A 17,032-nucleotide genomic window follows, 5' to 3' on the forward strand; every position below is an offset into this window, starting at 1 on the left:
CTTCCTGAGAGATCAGACGTGTTCGGCCACGGCGCGGTCGGCTGGGCCTTCCGCCAGGCGTCCGTCTGCCGATACCTGCGGCGGGCGCGGCGGATCGACCCGGTACGCCTCGGCTGACAGGTAGACGGTGACGCCTGGTCGCGGCGGGCCCAGCCGCAGTGAGACGTGCGCGATGAGCCCGACGCCGTCGCACAGAGGTCGCCGCGTCACCGCCTTGATCGCCCGATCGAGCTCCCCCCCGTCGAACCCGTACCGGGCCAGCAGAGCCGACACCCGGTCATGAGCCTCCTCGTCGTCGCTCACATAACCGCGGATCGGCACGTAGAGGCTGTACCCGACCGGCTCGTCCGCCCCGTTGGTGAAGGTGTAGCTGCCGACGAGCGGCAGCCCGTCGAAATGCTCTCGGCCACCTCCGGCCACCGCACAGAATTCGGCGATGTCTGCCACGTCAACGCCGTCGACCGCGCCTGCGGCCCGGACCACGTCCTGCACCTCGGCGTCGTGGTGAGTGACGTAGAGCTTGACGCGTGAGTGCGGTCCGTCGTGCAGGTCCAGCGCGAAGAACGTCAGACGATCTCGTCGACCCAGTTCGCCTGGGCGGACGGCGTGGTCGACCATGGTCTGGTACGCCCTTCCCACCCCGAGCCGACGCAATGCCTCCTCAACCAGATCAGGCGCTCGCCCAACTCCAGCGAGTTCTGGATTGAAGTAGACTTTGAACTCGGGCTGGCGGCCGCGCCGAAATACCAGGGAATGCCAGAGGGTAAAAACGCCCTGCGGGTGCACGGTGTCAAACAGGTCCTGCACCAGAGCCAATCGGGACATCGACAGGCCGAATCGGTGGGCGTGCTTATTGAGGAATCGGTACGCAGCGGATCGGTTCGTGGCCAGATCGGGTGGCGACCCCAGTGCCTCACCCAGTATCCGCAAGGTGGGCGGTTCATCAACGTTACAAGCGATGGAGAACTCCACAGGAGTGTGATCATCTGCAACGTTCGACGGCCATAGCGGAGGTTCGGAGAGCGGACGCGACCCAGTAGGTCCGAGCAGGTCTCCCAGCAATCCCAGCGGAGCACCTGGATCAATATCGGCAATCTCACACAATCGCGCCAGCTGGCCACTTAAGTGGTCGAAAATCGACGGGCCCGTCATCAGCTCTCCCTTCGGGCTGCCCCACGTGACTGGTCTCTCAATCCACACGACCCCTGCTTGCGCTCTGAGCTCGATCCCTTCTGCCGGGCGTCGGGGCGGCTGCCACTGTGCGTCGACTCAACCGACAAACCTCCGGACCGCGCCACCACCTGCGAGGTTCTGGCGCAGCCCGGTTGACCGGCGAGACGATCACCACGTGTTAAACATGGTGAATGTCTGGTCGATCCCTGTCGAGTGAGACGAAGATCACAGATTGAGCGCGAATTGCTACCTAAGGTTAGGTTGACCTATCGAAACCCTCACGCTCTGTCGCAGCCAGCTTGCGCACGGTCCGCCCACTCATCAAGACGACCAGTTCCACGCAGCGATGCACCGGCGCGCACACCACCTTCCGGCAGGCGTACGACGCCTCGCGGATTCACCCCGGCAGGACGCCGAGCCAACATCGGCCACCACGACCCCATCGAGTTGATCATACTTTATGTCCGTTGTTCGTCCATGCTGGCGTTAGCCGGCGGCCGCAATGAAGCTGAACGGGCCGGAATCCCCGCAGCGCGGACCCGGGCCGGCTCCCCACAGTAGACGAAGCGAGGGCGCGGAGGGCGACGAGGAAGAGCGGCAGCGCCCAGGGGATGCCAGGCGTACGTCGTGGTCTCGACGGCGGCGAGCGGGGCGATCGAGCCCGACACGTCGGTGAGCAGCGGGACGAGGGTGACGGTCGACGGGCTCGCAGTCGGGTGCCGCAGGGTCGGTCCTGCAAGACGAAGGTGGCCACCCATAAGATCACAGTCCCACGAGCCATCGCGATGAAACGATGCGACGTGTGGCTATGTTCGCTGATCATGGTCAGTTTTTGTGGGCCGCCGGGGACTCGAACCCCGAACCTAAGGATTAAAAGTCCTCAGCTCTGCCAATTGAGCTAGCGGCCCGCCGAGCCACAAGGCTACCCGAGCCCCCGCAGGCCAGGCGCGCGGCTTTCCCCAACGCTCTGCCGGCGGTCAACCCCGCCTCGTCTCTGCTGGCCACCGGTGCGATGCCTTGCCAACCGCCCACTAGAACGCCCGCCAGACGTACGACTTTGCCTTGTCGATCAGGTACTTGACTGCACGCTTGCAGAAGGACCTTGCGATTCGGCGGGCAAAGGACCACCTCTCAGGGCTCTCGGACGGGCCGCTGACCACCGGGCCGGCCACCGTCCGACGGCCTCGACGCGATCGGTGACCTGCGGAGGACTCCGTCATGCGGCCTGGGTTCCTCGGACCTCGACCATGGTGCGTTTGTAGATCGATTGCTGACATACCGTCGCAGGCGCTGTGGCGTCTGCGGGTGTTGTAGAGGTCGACGATCCAAAGTGGCGATCTTGAGTCGTGGTTCGGTCCGCGCCGATGTCGTCGTGCGGCGACCACGTCGGCCGCGTCCTCGGGCTGCTCGACGCGCCGCATCGCGTACGCCAGCAGCGGCTCGAAGTTGACCGCGTAGACGCGTCGGAAGCGGTCCTCGTGCCCAGTCCCGGAACTGCTGGAGCACGGGAGTTGCTACCCCGCGGGGTGCGCAGTGCCGGGGGCCGTTGTCTACGGAACCGGCATCCCACGGCGTTCAATAGGTTGTGACGTTCGAGGAGTATGCCTTCGCCCGGGTTTCGGCGCTTCTGCGACTCGCCCGTTTGCTCACCGGCGACGAGCACCGGGCCGAGGACCTCGTCCAGGACACCCTCGCCAGGGCATATGCCCGGTGGGGGCGCATCTCCCGGATGGAGCAACCTGACCTGTACGTGCGCCGAATGCTCGTCAACGCCCACCACTCGTGGTGGCGTCGGCGCAGCAGCCGGGAGGTCCTGGTCACCGCCGTGAGCGAGCGCCCGGATACGAGCGACGAGACCGCCGAGGTCGCCGAGCGGGACGCCCTGTGGCAGCTCGTCCGCGCCTTGCCCTCGCGTCAACGCACGGTGATCGTCCTGCGGTATTACGAAGATCTCGACGACTCGACGACCGCCGAGATCCTGGACTGCGCCACCGGCACGGTCCGTACGCACGCGAAGCGCGCCCTGGCGGCGCTGCGCGAGCGGCTGGGCCGATCCGCCGCCGACCCGATGGGAGTGTTCTGATGTCGTCCGACCTCGGCCAGCGCCTCGCCGTGACGCTCGACGCCCGTGCGGGAGCCGACGTCGACCCGGCGCCGATCGTGGCACAGGCACTTCTTCGCGGGCGCCGCCTGCGGCGACGACGTCGCGGGATAGTCACGTCGTGCGTGGCGGCAGCCTGTGCGGTCGTGGCGGCCGTGTTCATGGTGATTCCGCTCGGTCGGACGGCCGGGCAGGCAGCGCTTCTGCTGCCGGCGTCGCCGAACCAGCCGGGCGCCGCCGAGCGGCCCGACCTCGTTGGCACCGATCCCGCCGTCGTGCATTTCACGGCCGACAACCTGGTCTCCGGCGCCCAGTACGCCACCTGGACCACGGGCCGCGGCATCGAGAGCGTCGAGTTCCAGGGCGGGACCGGCCCGGCACGATTCGTGCTGGCAGGCAGCGCGGCGACGCTGGACGGCGTCCGGCAGACGTTGTCATCGTCGGGCCAGCCCCAGCCGCCGGCGGACGTACGCGTCGGCGAGCGGCCGGGAACCGCCTGGGTGGATCCGGCGCCGCCGGACAGATCCGGCCTGTGGTTTGTGCGCTGGCAACCGGTCGACGGCCTCTGGGCTCGACTCGAGATCTACGCGGACGACCGCGACGAGGCGGTTGGCGCGGCAGGCCGCGTGCGCTTCAACGGCGCCCACCGCTGCGCGGTACCGTTCCGCCTGCAAACGCTGCCCGCCGGCGCCCGCCTGCTGGAATGCTCAGTCCAGCTCAGCCTGGACCGCCCGGATGCCTTCGCCGAAGGATCGCTCGTGGTGGGTGATTCCTCCGGTCGCTGGCTCACCGTTCGAGCTCAGCGCCCGGCGATGGCCGTCGGCGCCGAGGCCGGTGATCTGACAGCCGGGCCCTACCGCGTGCGCCGACAGGGCAGCGACGTGCTGGAGATGTGGGTCAAGCCCTGCCAGGTTGAACTGTTCCTCGACGGGTGGGGCCACGGCTACACGGAGCCGGATGGTTTGACCGTCCTGGGCGGCTACCGGCCGGCCGCAACGATCGCCGACCCCAACACCTGGTGAAACACCGCCGGACAGCGGCGCCCTCCAAGAACACCACCAAGTCCAACGCATGGTCGGCGCGGAATTTCTGCACTTTCGGCGTGAAGTCTCCCGGCCGCAAACTCAGCTTCCTAATCGGCAAGTAGCACCTGCAGGAGCAGGCACTCACTATGCGGGAAGAGAGAGTGCTCGATCGACCAGTGAACGCCGCAATGACAGCCACGGATGGGGGCACCGCGGTTCACCTGCTCGAGGTATCGCACAGTCAGTGATCGTGTTCGTCGGACAGGCCGCTCGCGCTCACCTCGATGAGCCGTATCACGATGGTCCTGGAATCCGTTCTCGCACGTGCACACGCCTATCGGCCGGTGGACTTCACCGGGCCGTTGAGGAAGTCGCGAATCTCCTCAGCTATGGCAGGCCAGTCGGGGCCCAGCCAGATGAAGTGGCTGTCGGCCTGACTTCCGACCAGTTCGGCGCGGCGAATGGCGGTGGTCAGGGACTGGGCGTGGGCGAAGGGTACGGCCCCGTCCCTGGGCGTGGCGATCACGACGGTGGGCTGCCCGACGTCGGCGGTCACGTCAGGGGACGGGCGCAGGTCGTTGAGGAAGCCGGAGCCCGATCGCATGTGGGAGAACAGAGCGATGAGCGTGGCCCGGTCCTCGGTGCTCAGCACCGTCATGACGTCTCGGACCGGTCGGGTGGACAGGTCGCACAGCAGCATCCGCAGGCCAGCGTCGGGTGCCAGCCGCATGAGGGCGCGCACGGCGGCCCACGTGGCCCGCTCGGTGGCGGCGGCGAACATCGCGTGTGCCGCCAGGCGGGTGCGGCGGTCAGGCCAGGTGAGCCAGCCGACGGCACTTTGCAGGATCAGCCGAGCCACCAGGTCGGGGTGGCGGGCCGCCATCGTGACCGCCGTTGGTCCTCCGCCCGATATGCCGACCACCGCAGCGATCTTGCTGATGCCGAGGTGGTCGCACAGTTCGCGGGTGGCATCGGCGAAGCCGCTCACCGTGGTTCCGGTCGAGAGCGGCGTGCGGCCATAGCCGGGACGCGATGGCACGAGCAGCGTGTAGCCGGCCTCCGCGAATACCTCTTCACCCAATGCCAGGCCCGCCCGCATGTGTCCACCGTGGAACACAACCACGGCCGCTTCACCCCGTTGTTCGAGCCGATACTCGACCGGACCCGCCTCCAGTCGTACGACCGTTGTACGTCGTTCCACCCCTGTCACCGCCGACCTCCCCGCTACAGGCAGCACTACTGCACGGCAGCCGACCCAGCCTCACCCGGCTGTCTGTCAGCCGCGCTGGTGGTACGGCATCAACACGTCCCATTCTTCTCGACGACGTCCGTGGGTTGAGCTCAGGCATCGACGTCAAACCGCCCCCTCATCCGCCCGATTGCGGATGATCAACGCACCTGCGGAGGAGTTCACCGGTCCCGCAGCGACGAGGACCGGGCGACGGCTGCCAGTTGGGTTCGGGAGGTGACGCCCAGCTTGGGAAACGCCTTGTAGAGGTGGTAGCCGACGGTCCGCGGGCTGAGGAAGAGTTGGGCGGCGATGTCGCGGTTCGACGCGCCGTCGGCGGCCAGCCGTACGACCTGGCGTTCCTGGGGGGTGAGCACGCTGAGCGGGTCGCCGGTCCTGCGCGGCGCTGCCGGCACGTCCCCGGTCGCGCGCAGTTCCGCACGGGCACGTTCGGCCCACAGCTCCGAGCCGAGTCGATCGAAGGTCTCCAGGGCGCCGCGCAGTTGCGCGCGGGCGTCCGCCCGCCGCCGTGCCCGTCGTAGCCACTCGCCGTAGGCGAGCTGCGTCCTCGCCTTCTCGTACGGCTGGGTGTCCTCTTCATGGAGGTGTACGGCCTGCGCGAAGTGCGCCTCGTCCTCTTCGACGAGGGCGCGGCAGCGCAGGGCGATGGCGTCCGTCGACGGCTGCCGGACGTGCCGCGCCCAGGCCAGGTAGCGGGCAAGCGGCTCCTTTGCCAGCTCCGGCCGGCCGCTGCGGATGGCCGCCTCGATCTGGTCTGCGGCCGAGATGGCGGCGATCCCGGTCGGCGGGATGGCCGCCAACTGCTGGAGGGCAGCCTCCGGACGGCCCAGGCCGAGTTCGAGCAGCCCGAGTGCCCAGCGCCCGATGGCCGCCGCAAGGACCAGTCCCTGTTTGTCGGCTCGCGCCACCCCTTCTTCGGCCTTCGCGCGGCACCCCTGCGCATCGCCCTGGTGAGCGAGCACCCAGGCGAGGGAGCACGTGAGGTGGCTGACCCGGTGCTCGTGACCCAGCTCCGCCGCCAGCCGCAGCCCCGCGTCCAGGGCCGCTCTGGCCTCGCCGTACCGGCAGAGCCACCCCTGCGCGAGTCCCTGGTTCTCGAGCGCGAAGGCGAGCCAGCCGATCATCCCGCTCTGCCGGCAGTCCGCCACGACCCATCCGGTGATCTCCTCGCAGCGGGCGGCACGGGCCAGCGGGAAGCACAGCGAGGCAGCGAAGGTCAGTCCAGGCACCCCCAGCCCGGTCAGCGCGGGTACGTCGACTGCCTCGCTCATGAGCTTGATCCCACCGCCGATGTCACCGTTCATCAGGCGGGTCAGCCCGAGCGCCCCGCCGGCCAGCGGCGAGCCGATCGCGGGGAGCGCGCGGAGGCTCGCGGCGGCCTCCTCCGCCAGCCGGCTGTCACCGGCGTACCAGGCACAGCGGATGGCCTCCACCAGCAGCCAGGTGGCCCGCTCGGCGGAGTGGGCCACCACGCGAGGGACGCCGTCCATGATGATCTGACCCGCCGCGAGCGGTGTGCCCAACTCGAATTCGCGATGGGCGCGTACCTGGATCAACGCGGCGATCAGCTCGGGATCGTCGGCATCGGGCGTGGCGCTGTCGGCGAGCGCGGCGGCACGACCGATCAGGCCGGCGTCACTCGCGGCCAGCGCGGCGCCGGCCAGCCGGCTGGACCGTCGTACCGGATCGGCGGTGAGCTCGGCGGCCCGCTCGTAGGCGGCCGCGACCGCCGCGTGGCCGCCGCGGGTACGTGCCCGTTCCGCCGCTTCCTCCAACTCCCGTGCGACCTCCTCGTCAGGACCGAGCGCGGCGGCGGCCAGGTGCCACGCCCGCCGGTCGGCCGCATCGACGGCGGCTGAACGCGGGAGGGCGTCGGCGAGGGCTCGATGTACGGCAAGGCGTCGGGTGACCGGTGCGCTCTGGTAGGCGGCAGCCCTGATCAGGGGATGGCGGAAACCGACAACGGTCCCCCTGACCTCGATCAGCCGTATCCGCTCGGCTGCTTCCAGGCCCTGGAGGGAGGCACCCGCAGCCACCAGCGTCTCAAGCTCGCCGGAGCCGTCCGCCGCCGCGATCAGCAGCGCCGTCCGTGCGGGCTCGGGAAGCGTGGCTATCTGTGCCTGGAACGCCTCCTGGACCCGATCGGCGACGGGCATCGCGCCCACCGGTGACAAGCGTCCCGCCCGCTGTTCGGCGCTGAGTGCGGCGGGTAGTTCGATGAGCGCCAGGGGATTGCCGTCCGACTCCTCGATGAGGCGCTCTCGCACCTGCGGGGCAAGGTCGGCGGGGAGCAGGGCGGCGGCGGCCGCACTGTCCAGACCGCCGAGCCGGAGCTCGGGCAGCCCTGCGGCCTGGAAACCCGCGCGGGCCGCGAAGATCATGACGACGCCTTCGACCTCGAGGCGGCGGGCGGCGAACACCAGCGCGTCGATGGATGCCTGGTCGAACCACTGTGCGTCGTCGATGAGGCAGAGCAGCGCGCCGTTCCCCGCGAGTTCGGCGAGCAGGCTCAGCGTGGCCAGCCCGACCAGGAACCGGCTCTCCGGAGCGATGTCGCCCAGCCCCAGGGCGCCGTTGAGTGCGCTGGCCTGCACGTCGGGCAGTGCGTGGATCCGGTCGAGCCCGGCGCGCAGGAGCAGATGGAGTGCGGCGAAGGGCAGCGTCGCCTCGGACTCGATACCGACGCCGCGCAACACTCGCATGCCCTCAGCTCGTCCGGCGGCATGGTCGAGCAGCGCAGACTTGCCGATCCCCGCCGGGCCGCGAATGACCAGGGTCCCGCTCTGGCCGGTCCGGGCCGCCGCGAGGAGCCGTTCGATCTCCGCCTGTTCCCCGGCTCGTCCGTGCAGCACGTCAGGAACCTACCGTCACGATGACTGATTCGACTCGGGGGCAGTCCTCCGTAGCTTCGTGGTCACACGCCGTCAGTACCACGAAGGGACCTCCGCAATGGCCACCATCGCCAGCACCGTGCCGACCGCCGCCGACGCCAAGCTGCTCCGCTTCGCCCTCAAGCAGGATGCGGTGGGCTCGGGCGCCAATGGCATCGTCTACGTCGTCGCCGCGGCGATCTTCGGCGAGATGTTCGGCCTTCCCGCCGTCTTCCTCTACCCGATCGGTGCGTTCCTGGTCGCCTACGCTGCGGCCCTGCTCTTTCTCGCCTCACGGCCGACGGTCAGCAAGGCCGCCGTGGGCGTCGTGATGGCTGCCAACATCGCCTGGGTTGTCGCGAGCGTGGAGTTGCTCATCGCCGGCTGGTTCCCGTTGACCGGCCTTGGCACCGCACTGGTGATCACACAGGCGGTCGTGGTCGCCGGCTTCACCGGCCTGCAGTTCGCCGGTCTTCGCAAGGCCGCGGGAACGTCCGGGGTCGTCCCGAACCGCGACTGACACCGCTGGGATCGAGCTTGCGCAGAGTGGCCGCCCCGCCGGGCGGCCACTCGCCGGCAATCCGCCGGTTCAGGTGCGAGTCCCTATGCGCCGACCGCCACCGCGACCCCCAGTCCGAGCAGTGTCAAACCGGTGACGGCTTCCATGCCGCGCCGGAATGCCGGCCGCTCGACCCGGGCCCGGCCCCGGTCGAGCGCGTGGACAAACCCGCAGAACCAGGTCCCCGAGACGACCGCCCACACGGCGCCCAGGCGATGGACGACACCAGCACGGGACCCTGCGCGGTGACGAACTGCGGGTTCGACGGCGCTGGTTCCGGTGGTGCAGGCAGCGGACGGGTGGCGCGCCCCCACGGCGGCGAAGTGTCCGGATTACGAACGGCCGACCCCGCGCTGGCGACCCATCGGTAGCATTCAGCGGCGATGGTCCACAGCGAGCACTCGGTGACGTACAGCCCGGGCACCGTCCTCGGGGTCGACGGCTGCACCGACGCCGTCGAGGTGGGGCGGGGCGGTTTCGGCGTCGTCTACCGGGCCTGGCAGCCCGACTTCTCCCGCTGGGTCGCGGTCAAGGTGCTCGCCGCCGACTGGCACGGCCCGTCCCGCGCCCGCTTCGAGCGGGAACTGCGGATGCTGGGCCGGCTCTCCGACCACCCGCACATCGTCACGCTGCACCAGGCCGGCCGGACCGCCGCCGGCAACCCGTACCTGCTGATGGCGCACGAGGAGGGCGGCTCGCTGGGCGACCGGCTGCGCGCCGGCGCGGCCGGCGACTGGCGCGAGGCGGTCGCCGGGGGCATCGCGGTGGCCGGCGCGCTGGAGACCGCGCACCGCGCGGGCGTGCTGCACCGCGACGTGAAACCCGAGAACATCCTGATCTCCGGGTACGGCGAGCCGAAGCTGGCCGACTTCGGGCAGGCCCGGCCCCGCTCGGCCCGCCCGACCAGCATGGACGGGAAGGTGACCGCGAGCGTGCTGCACGCCGCGCCGGAGGTGCTGCGGGGCGGGCCGCCCGCGGTGGCCGCCGACGTCTACGCGCTCGCCTCGACCGTGCTGCACTGGATCCGCGGCGCCCCGGCCTTCGCCCCCGCCGACGGGGAGTCGCTGGCGGCGCTGCTGCACCGGATCACCGTCGACCCGGTGCCGGACCTGCGCCCGCTCGGCGTACCCGACGGGGTGTGCGCGGCGTTGGAACGCGCGCTGGCCAAGGATCCGGCGCGGCGGCCCGGGACGGCCGCCGCGTTCGCCGAGGAGCTGCGCGCGGCGCAGGCGGTGGCGGGCCTGCCGGTGACCCCGTTCGTCCTCGGCGGCGTCGGCGGCGACCCCGCCGGGCCGTCGCCGCAACGGTCCGCCGGCACGCCCACGCCCATGTCGTTGACCGACCGCCGCCGGGCCGTCCTGTCGCTGTCAGCCACCGTCGCGCACCAGCCGTCCCGGGTACGCGGGCACGCGCTGGCCCGTTCGCTCGGGCTGCTCGTCGCGCTGGCGTCGGTGCTGGCCACCGGCGGGTCGTGGGCGCTGCCCACGCCCGCCCCGGTGGAGCTGCCGGCCCAGGTGTCCTTCGGCGAGCTGGAACTCAACGCCGAGTCACCCGAGCAGGTGGTGGCCGTCGGCAACCAGACGGACCGGCCGGTCCGGTTGGCCGGGCTGATGCTGACCGGGCCGGCCCGGGGCGACCTGCGGATCGTCGCGGACGGGTGCACCAGCCGACCCCTCGCGCCGGGCGGCCGGTGCGGGGTACGCCTCGTCGCCGTCCCGCACACCGCCGGGCCGATCCGGGCGTCGCTGGAGCTGACCGCTGCCGGCCAGCGGGTCTCCACCCCGGTCGTCGGCACCGGCCGGCCCCGGCCGGCGAGCCGGGACGACGCGCCACCCGGCCCCTGCTACGCCGACGCCCACCAGGTCGGCGCGTCCGCGTACGGGCACGCGGGCGGCCTGCGGGCGATCTCCGTCAAGCAGTACTGGTCGCCGAGCTGCCGCGCCACCATGGCGTACGTCTGGGTGTGGAAGCAGTACCGGGACAACGTGGCCACCGGCGGCGGCACCTGGAGCGTCGACCTGGCGGTACGCGCCGACCGGCCGACGACGGCCCGGCAGCGCGCGGTCGGGCAGCCGTACGAGCTGTGGACCGAGCCGTACCCGTCGGCGGGGCGGTGCACCACGGCCACGGCGACGGTGACCGCCGACCAGTCGAAGGCTGCCACCAGTGCCACCACCGAGCCCTGGTGCGACCGGTGACGGACGGCTACTTCGAGGTCCACGGGGTGGGCGCCGTCCGGCTGGTGCCGCTGACCGCCGACGCGCTGACCATCGGCCGGGCGCCCGGCAACGAGCTGCCCATCGACAGCAAGCTGGTCTCCCGGCTGCACGCCCTGGTGGAACGCTTCCCGTCCGGCTGGACGATCCGCGACCTGGGCAGCACCAACGGCACCACGGTCAACGGCGGGCCGGTGCGGGCGGCCCGGCTGCTGCGCGACGGCGACCGGGTGGAGATCGGCCCGGCCCGGCTGCTGTTCCGCGCACCGTCGGGACTCGACGGCACCCGGACGGTGGGCATCGAGCCGCCGCCGGCGCCCCCGGCGCTGACCCGGCGGGAGCAGGAGCTGGTCGAGGTGCTCTGCCGCCCGTACGTCGAGGGCGGCACCGCCTTCCCGGAGCCGCCGACGGTGCGGGCGCTGGCCACCGCGCTCGGGGTCAGCGAGAGCGCGGTGAAGAAGCACCTGGCCAACCTGTACGACAAGTTCGGGCTGGTCTCCAACGACGAGCGGCGCCGGTCCCGGCTGGCCGGCGAGGCGGTCCGCCGGGGAGCTGCCGCCCTACCCGGCGACTGACGCATGCGTGCCCTCCGGACCACGCACCGCGCGGCCCGGAGGGCACACCCCCCTGTTTCCTCCGTGCGCGTCACGCCCGCGAGGGACCCGACGACGTCGCTGGCGCACGTCTCCCCAATGCGCCGGGCGGCCGGGCCGGAGGAGGTGGCCGACGGCGCCCGCCAGGAATCACACCAGGCCGGGCGGTGCGCCGACAGGTGTCGAAAAGGGGAAGGTTTCCGCCCGGGTCGGGGTCAGCGGCGCACGCCGACGTCGCCGTACCCGTGGGAGACGCGTTCCTGCGGCTCGCCGTCCGGCCGCCACTCGGCCACCGGCACCAGGCCGGGCTCGACCAGGTCGTACCCGTCGAGGAAGCGCAGGATCTCGGCGTGCGTGCGGGGCGCCAGCGGCGCGTTGCTGCTGGTAGATCGCCTGGCCCTGCTGGGCCGGCAGCGGCGGCGTGCCGTCCAGGGTGAGGTGGGAGACCACCAGGTGGCTGCCGGGAACGGTGGCCTCGCGTAGCCGGGCGACCGCGGCGTACAGGTCCTCGGCGTCGGCGACGAAGTGGGGGTCAGCCGGCCAGCTCCCGGACGTGCTGCAACCCGGGGCGGCCGTCGAGCAGCACCTCCCCGACCGGCGTGAAACCGGCCCGGCGCAGCACCGCCAGCGAGGCGGGGTTGTCCAGCGTGGCCGCGGCGGTCAGCCTGTTCAGGCCGTACGCGTCGCGGGCCAGGTCGCAGACCTGCCGTACGCCGGTGGTGGCCACGCCCCGCCCGGCGGCCCGTTCGGCGACCCGGTAGCCCAGGTCGGCGCCGCTGTCGGCGACGTCGACCAGGTTGAACCGGCCCAGCACCTCGCCGTCGTCGTCGACCAGGACGTGGAAGTGGCACCCGCCGGCGGCCTGCTCGGCCAGCAGCGCCGCGTGCCGGGCGTCGAACTGCGCGAAGTAGTCGTCGCCCCGGTCCGGCACGCTGCGGGCGAAGTACGCCCGGTTCTCCCGCTCGAACCGGAGCAGCGCGGGAGCGTGGTGGGCCGTCAGCCGCTGCAGGTCGGACATCCGGCCACCCTAGCCGGCGCAGCGGCGGGCCGGCCGCCGGGCGGGCGGGGAGGCGGTGAACTCGCTGGGACGAAGGTCAGGGCCAGACCCTCACCATCGCACGGTGCCGGCCGGCTTCGTGATTCGTACCGTCTGTCGAACGTAACCGGGGTATGAACGTTTGGTGAGGTGGTCATGATGCAGACCGGTACGACCGATGTTCCCGATATCAGCGTGGACTGGTACCGCGACATCACCGACGTCGCGGGCTCCTCCCCGGCACCGGTGCAGTGGTTCGCGGTGCACTTCACCGAGGGAGCGATCCTGCTGCTCGGCGTGTTGTTCCTGGTCGCCGCCGCACCCCGGCTGCTACGCGGCGGTCCGTGGGAGCGGGCGCTAGCGCTGGTCGCGCCGGTCGTCGTGGTGCTCGCGTACGGGTGCAGCGAGGCGTTGAAGGGCCTCTTCGACGAGGATCGGCCCTGCCGGGGAGCGGCGACCGTCGTGGCCGGGCACTGCCCGCCGGTCGGTGACTGGTCCTTCCCGAGCAACCACGCCACCATCGCCGGGGCACTCGCCGCGGCCACCCTGCTGCTCTCCCGCCGCCTGGGGCTGGTCGCCGTGCCGCTGGCGCTGTTCGCCGCGCTCTCCCGGGTCTTCGTCGGCGTGCACTACCCGCACGACGTGGCCGCCGGCCTCCTCCTCGGCGCCCTGGTGACGTTGACCGGTACGCCGCTGGCCGCCCGCCCCGCCGCCGAGTTGCTGGCCCGCCGCACCGCCCGCGCCGACCCTCTCCGGGCAACCGCCGACCATCCCTGACCCGACCCCGACCCGGCCCGGTGACGGGTCAGGTGGTCAGGAGGAGGGCAGCGCAGGTGCCGAGGATCAGGAAGGGGCCGAAGGGGAGGTGGCTCGACCAGCTGACCCGGCGGGCCAGCAGCAGCCCGAGGCTCACCACCGCCGAGAGGGCGAAGGTGAGCAGCAGCCCGATCACCAGCACCGGCCAGCCGTACCAGCCGAGCAGCACGCCCACGCTCAGCGCCAGTTTCGCGTCGCCGAGGCCGAAGCCGCGCCGGCCGAGCAGCAGCGTGGTGGCGGCGAACGCCAGCCCGAGCCCGATCCCGGCCGCCAGGGCGCGCAGCCACGGGATGGGTCCGCTGTCGGTCAGCGCGGCCACCCCGAGCAGCGCGGCCGTGCCCGCCGCGGCCGGCCAGGTGAGCCGGTCGGGCAGCCGGTGCACGGCCAGGTCCACCAGGGCCAGCGGCACCACCCAGCCGAGCCACCAGGCGAGCGCGGCCCGCTCGGCGAGCGTCGCGTCGGCCAGCGCCAGCACCGCCAGGGCCGCGAGCACGGCCAGCTCGACGCTGCCCGGTGGCGCGCCGACCCGGGCTCCGCAGCCCGGGCACCGGGCGGCCGGGCCGAGCCCCGCACGGCCGAGCCGGATCGGCTCCCCGCAGCCCTCGCAGCCCGTCCGGTTCGGCGTCCCCGCCGGTACGGCGTACCGGGCGACGGCGAGCCGGAGCAGCGGGGTCACGGCCAGGGCGGCGATGGCGCGTACGGAGAGTGATCCTCGGATCCGACTCGGGTGACGGTCCCGCGCCTGAAGTGGGTGCGGATCGCTGGCGCCCGCCGGGCCGCCGCATTCCCGGGAATCCCCCGGCGCGGATTTCTCGCCGGGGGGACGGATCGGGCGAGACGCATCGACAGGTCCCATATCCTCCGGCCGCGTTGCCGGATCGGCGACCGGGACCGGCCAACCGGCCGCACCCGCGCCCCGACCGGGCGTGGCAACCTGCCCCGACGCGTCAGGCTCGCCGCCGTCCACCCCTGATCACCTCCAGTCATCACTGAGAGTGTTCGGTTGAATTGCCTCTGTTGCATCGGCGGACGTGAGCCTATGCTCGCCCCTTGGGTACGGCGCAACCCCCGTCAACAGCGTCGGAGGCCAGGCGAGACATCAGTTCCACCGGTTCGTAGAAGATCCGCACAGGTAAATGCGACAGCGGGAGATCGAGGTCCGGACGGCATGATCCGGGCGCGCTGCCGCATGCCCGGGGGCCGCCGAAAGCGGGCCGCCGGGTGGCACCGAGGAGGGCACGGCGTTGCGTACACGGCATCCCCGCCGATGGACAACCTGCCTGGTCATCGCCACGGTGGTCGGGTCGGCCGCCGGCTGCGGCGGCGGGTCGGAGACGGCCGCTCGGCCCGCCGCCCGCAAGCCCGCCGCCGAGCCCCGGCACTCGACCGAGGAGGAACGGGCCGCGGAGAGAGCCGCGCTCACCGCCTATTCCGGATATCTCACCGCGTCCCGGGAGGCGAGCCGCGACAGCGACCCGCGCCACCCCGCGCTCACCCGCTTCCTGGCCGACCCGCTGCTCACCCGGGTCCGGGTGGCGATCGGTCAGGCCCGGACGCACGGCGCGGTCCGCACCGGCACGTTGCGCTCCGACCCCACGGTGACCTCGGTCAGCCTGGACACCGTCCCGCAGACCGTGGAGATCCAGGACTGCCTCGACGCCACCGGCTACCGGCTGGTGTACGCCAAGGATCGGCGGGTGGTGCCCGGCTCCGGCGGCGGCCGCCACCTGGCCACCGCGACCGCCACCCGGTACCCGGACGGCCGCTGGCTGATCAACTCCGGCGCCGCCCACGAGGACCAGCCGTGCTGACCCGGGGAGGAGGGCGCGTCCCGGGCCGCGGACCCCGGGCCGGGGCGCCCCGGCGGCTGCTCGCCGGGACGCTGCTGGCCCTGCTGGTCGCGCTCGCCGCGCCGCTCCCGGCGGCCGCCGAGGGGCCGGGGCCGGAGTGCCCGCCCGGGCAGAACGACTGCAGCATCTGGGACGACGACCCGGGCACCCCCGGCCCGGGCGGTGGCGGGGACACCGGCGGCGACCCGGGCGGCGGCGCCCCGAAGTGCCAGTGGAACGGCAAGCCACTGCCCTGCTACAACGAGTTCCTCGGCTGGTTCAACAACGCCGACGGCTGCTACTACAAGCTCGAGGAACCGCAGCCGCCGGACACCCCCGAGGGCAAGCAGTGGTACCTGGTCACCTGCAACGGCGGTGACCTGGGCGACCAGCACGAGGAACTGCTCGACGCGCCACCGCCCGGGTACGGCACCCCGCCCGACCCGGAGGAGCTGGCCCGCCGGGCCCTGGCGTCGATCTCCCTGCTGCCGCCCCGGATCGCGGTGGCGCCCCGCCGCAACACCGGCCCCGGCCTGGTCGGCCTGCCGGTCTGGATGTGGGCCAGCCCGGGCGCGAACTACTTCGGCCCGATCGGCGCCGACGCCGAGGACCGTGGCCTGCGGGTGGAGATCACCGCCACGGTCGACCGGATCGTGTGGACCATGGGCAACGGCGTCGAGATCACCTGCGCCGACGAGGGCACCCCGTACGACCCGAAGGGGCGCCGCGCCGGGAAGACCTCGCCGGACTGCGGCTACGACCCCGGCTACCCGAAGGCCGGCACCTACCGGGTCAGCGCCACCACGTACTGGTCGGTGACCTGGCGCGGCGGCGGCGAGAGCGGCGTGATCCCCCAGACCCGGACCAGCGGGACGATTCCGATCGAGATCGACGAGCTTCAGGTGGTTACCCGATGAGTCTGGTCACCCGCAACGACATCCCGGTCGACGCGCCGGTCGCCCCACCGAAGGTGCTCCGGCAGCGCCGCACCCGTCCCGGCCTGCTGGGGCTGGCGGTGCTGCTGATCGCGTTGGGCGGCCTCGGCGCCGCCTTCGCGGTCACCTCGGTCCGGGCCACCGGCAGCTACCTGGCCGTCGCCCGCCCGGTCGAGGTCGGCCGGCAGCTCAGCGCCGACGACCTGGTCACCGTGCGGGTCTCCGGCGGGGCCGGGCTGGCCCCGGTGCCGGCCGGCAAGCTGGACGAGGTGGTCGGGAAGCGGGCCGCGGTGGGGCTCACCCCCGGCACGCTGCTGACCATGGGGCAGCTCACCGACGCCCTGCTGCTCGGCGAGGGGCAGCAGCAGATCGCGCTCGGCCTCAAGCAGAGCCAGGTGCCCGCCCGCAAACTCCATCCCGGCGACAAGGTGCTGCTGGTCAGCACCCCCGCCGACAACGACGACAGCCAGGCGCCGGGCACCCGGTTCACCGGCACCGTGATCGACACGGCCACCCCGGAGAACGACGACGTGGTGGTCTACGTGGCGCTGCCCGTCCGGGACGTACCGGCCGTGGTGGTGCTGGCCGCCCAGGAGCGGATCGCCCTGGTGCTGGTCGAGGCGGCCTGAC

Annotated in this window: 14 protein-coding genes, 1 tRNA gene and 1 pseudogene; 9 read left to right on the top strand and 7 right to left on the bottom strand. The window is 72.1% G+C overall.

The genetic code is table 11. From position 1 onward, the window contains the following. Window positions 1–12: 12 nt before the first annotated feature. Both AB0I41_RS08850 and AB0I41_RS08855 read right to left on the bottom strand, forming a co-directional pair. Window positions 13–1,152 carry a tryptophan dimethylallyltransferase family protein gene (locus AB0I41_RS08850; RefSeq protein ID WP_357103735.1) on the bottom strand — a complete coding sequence of 380 codons (1,140 nt, stop codon included), beginning with the start codon at window positions 1,150–1,152 and terminating at the stop codon, window positions 13–15. A gap of 856 nt (window positions 1,153–2,008) precedes the next feature. Continuing rightward, window positions 2,009–2,081 (bottom strand) — tRNA-Lys (locus AB0I41_RS08855). Between the two features lie 677 nt (window positions 2,082–2,758). Here AB0I41_RS08855 and AB0I41_RS08860 point away from each other — a divergent pair. Together AB0I41_RS08860 and AB0I41_RS08865 are read left to right on the top strand one after the other, a co-directional pair. Then, the gene (locus tag AB0I41_RS08860; RefSeq protein ID WP_357103738.1) at window positions 2,759–3,256 is read left to right on the top strand and encodes a SigE family RNA polymerase sigma factor; all 498 of its coding nucleotides are present in this window, start codon (window positions 2,759–2,761) and stop codon (window positions 3,254–3,256) included. Continuing rightward, entirely contained in the window at window positions 3,256–4,296 is a 1,041-nt protein-coding gene (locus tag AB0I41_RS08865; RefSeq protein ID WP_357103741.1) for a hypothetical protein, read from the top strand. The genes AB0I41_RS08860 and AB0I41_RS08865 overlap by 1 nt, the downstream gene beginning before the upstream one ends. Before the next feature lie 337 nt (window positions 4,297–4,633). Here AB0I41_RS08865 and AB0I41_RS08870 read toward each other — a convergent pair whose 3' ends face one another. Together AB0I41_RS08870 and AB0I41_RS08875 are read right to left on the bottom strand one after the other, a co-directional pair. After that, the gene (locus AB0I41_RS08870) at window positions 4,634–5,536 is read right to left on the bottom strand and encodes an alpha/beta hydrolase (protein ID WP_357103744.1); all 903 of its coding nucleotides are present in this window, start codon (window positions 5,534–5,536) and stop codon (window positions 4,634–4,636) included. Window positions 5,537–5,709: 173 nt separating this feature from the next. Continuing rightward, a complete protein-coding gene (locus AB0I41_RS08875) occupies window positions 5,710–8,400 on the bottom strand; it encodes a LuxR C-terminal-related transcriptional regulator (protein ID WP_357103746.1) in 2,691 nt (896 codons plus the stop codon). A gap of 97 nt (window positions 8,401–8,497) precedes the next feature. Here AB0I41_RS08875 and AB0I41_RS08880 point away from each other — a divergent pair, with 97 nt between their 5' ends. From AB0I41_RS08880 to AB0I41_RS08890, 3 genes are all read left to right on the top strand, one after another. Further along, entirely contained in the window at window positions 8,498–8,938 is a 441-nt protein-coding gene (locus AB0I41_RS08880; protein ID WP_357103749.1) for a hypothetical protein, read from the top strand. 422 nt (window positions 8,939–9,360) lie between these two features. Continuing rightward, window positions 9,361–11,175, top strand: a complete 1,815-nt coding sequence (locus AB0I41_RS08885) for a protein kinase (RefSeq protein WP_357103752.1) — start codon at window positions 9,361–9,363, stop codon at window positions 11,173–11,175. Next, complete coding sequence (locus AB0I41_RS08890; protein ID WP_357103755.1) at window positions 11,163–11,768, top strand: FHA domain-containing protein; 606 nt, start codon at window positions 11,163–11,165, stop codon at window positions 11,766–11,768. Before AB0I41_RS08885 ends, AB0I41_RS08890 begins: the two co-directional genes overlap by 13 nt. Before the next feature lie 233 nt (window positions 11,769–12,001). On the opposite strand, the pseudogene AB0I41_RS08895 reads toward AB0I41_RS08890, so the two are convergent. Beyond that, window positions 12,002–12,290: pseudogene (locus AB0I41_RS08895) on the bottom strand (SAM-dependent methyltransferase). A 28-nt stretch (window positions 12,291–12,318) separates the two neighbouring features. Then, entirely contained in the window at window positions 12,319–12,804 is a 486-nt protein-coding gene (locus tag AB0I41_RS08900) for a GNAT family N-acetyltransferase (RefSeq protein ID WP_357103759.1), read from the bottom strand. A 177-nt stretch (window positions 12,805–12,981) separates the two neighbouring features. On the opposite strand from AB0I41_RS08900, the gene AB0I41_RS08905 reads away from it, so the two are divergent. Then, on the top strand, window positions 12,982–13,599 hold the full coding sequence (locus AB0I41_RS08905; protein WP_357103762.1) for a phosphatase PAP2 family protein: 618 nt from the start codon (window positions 12,982–12,984) through the stop codon (window positions 13,597–13,599). A 28-nt stretch (window positions 13,600–13,627) separates the two neighbouring features. Here AB0I41_RS08905 and AB0I41_RS08910 read toward each other — a convergent pair whose 3' ends face one another. Beyond that, entirely contained in the window at window positions 13,628–14,356 is a 729-nt protein-coding gene (locus AB0I41_RS08910; protein ID WP_357103909.1) for an A24 family peptidase, read from the bottom strand. A gap of 526 nt (window positions 14,357–14,882) precedes the next feature. Between AB0I41_RS08910 and AB0I41_RS08915 the strand changes: the two genes are divergently transcribed. From AB0I41_RS08915 to AB0I41_RS08925, 3 genes are read left to right on the top strand one after another with little or no spacing between them, the layout of a single operon-like run. Further along, on the top strand, window positions 14,883–15,449 hold the full coding sequence (locus AB0I41_RS08915; RefSeq protein WP_357103764.1) for a hypothetical protein: 567 nt from the start codon (window positions 14,883–14,885) through the stop codon (window positions 15,447–15,449). Window positions 15,450–15,505: 56 nt separating this feature from the next. Beyond that, window positions 15,506–16,384 (top strand): hypothetical protein, encoded by an 879-nt coding sequence (locus tag AB0I41_RS08920; protein ID WP_357103912.1) that lies wholly within the window; start codon window positions 15,506–15,508, stop codon window positions 16,382–16,384. Next, the gene (locus tag AB0I41_RS08925) at window positions 16,381–17,031 is read left to right on the top strand and encodes an SAF domain-containing protein (RefSeq protein WP_357103766.1); all 651 of its coding nucleotides are present in this window, start codon (window positions 16,381–16,383) and stop codon (window positions 17,029–17,031) included. Before AB0I41_RS08920 ends, AB0I41_RS08925 begins: the two co-directional genes overlap by 4 nt. The last annotated feature ends 1 nt before the right edge of the window (window position 17,032 follow it).

The organism is Micromonospora sp. NPDC050200 (assembly GCF_040656135.1).
Classification (GTDB): Bacteria; Actinomycetota; Actinomycetes; order Mycobacteriales; family Micromonosporaceae; genus Micromonospora.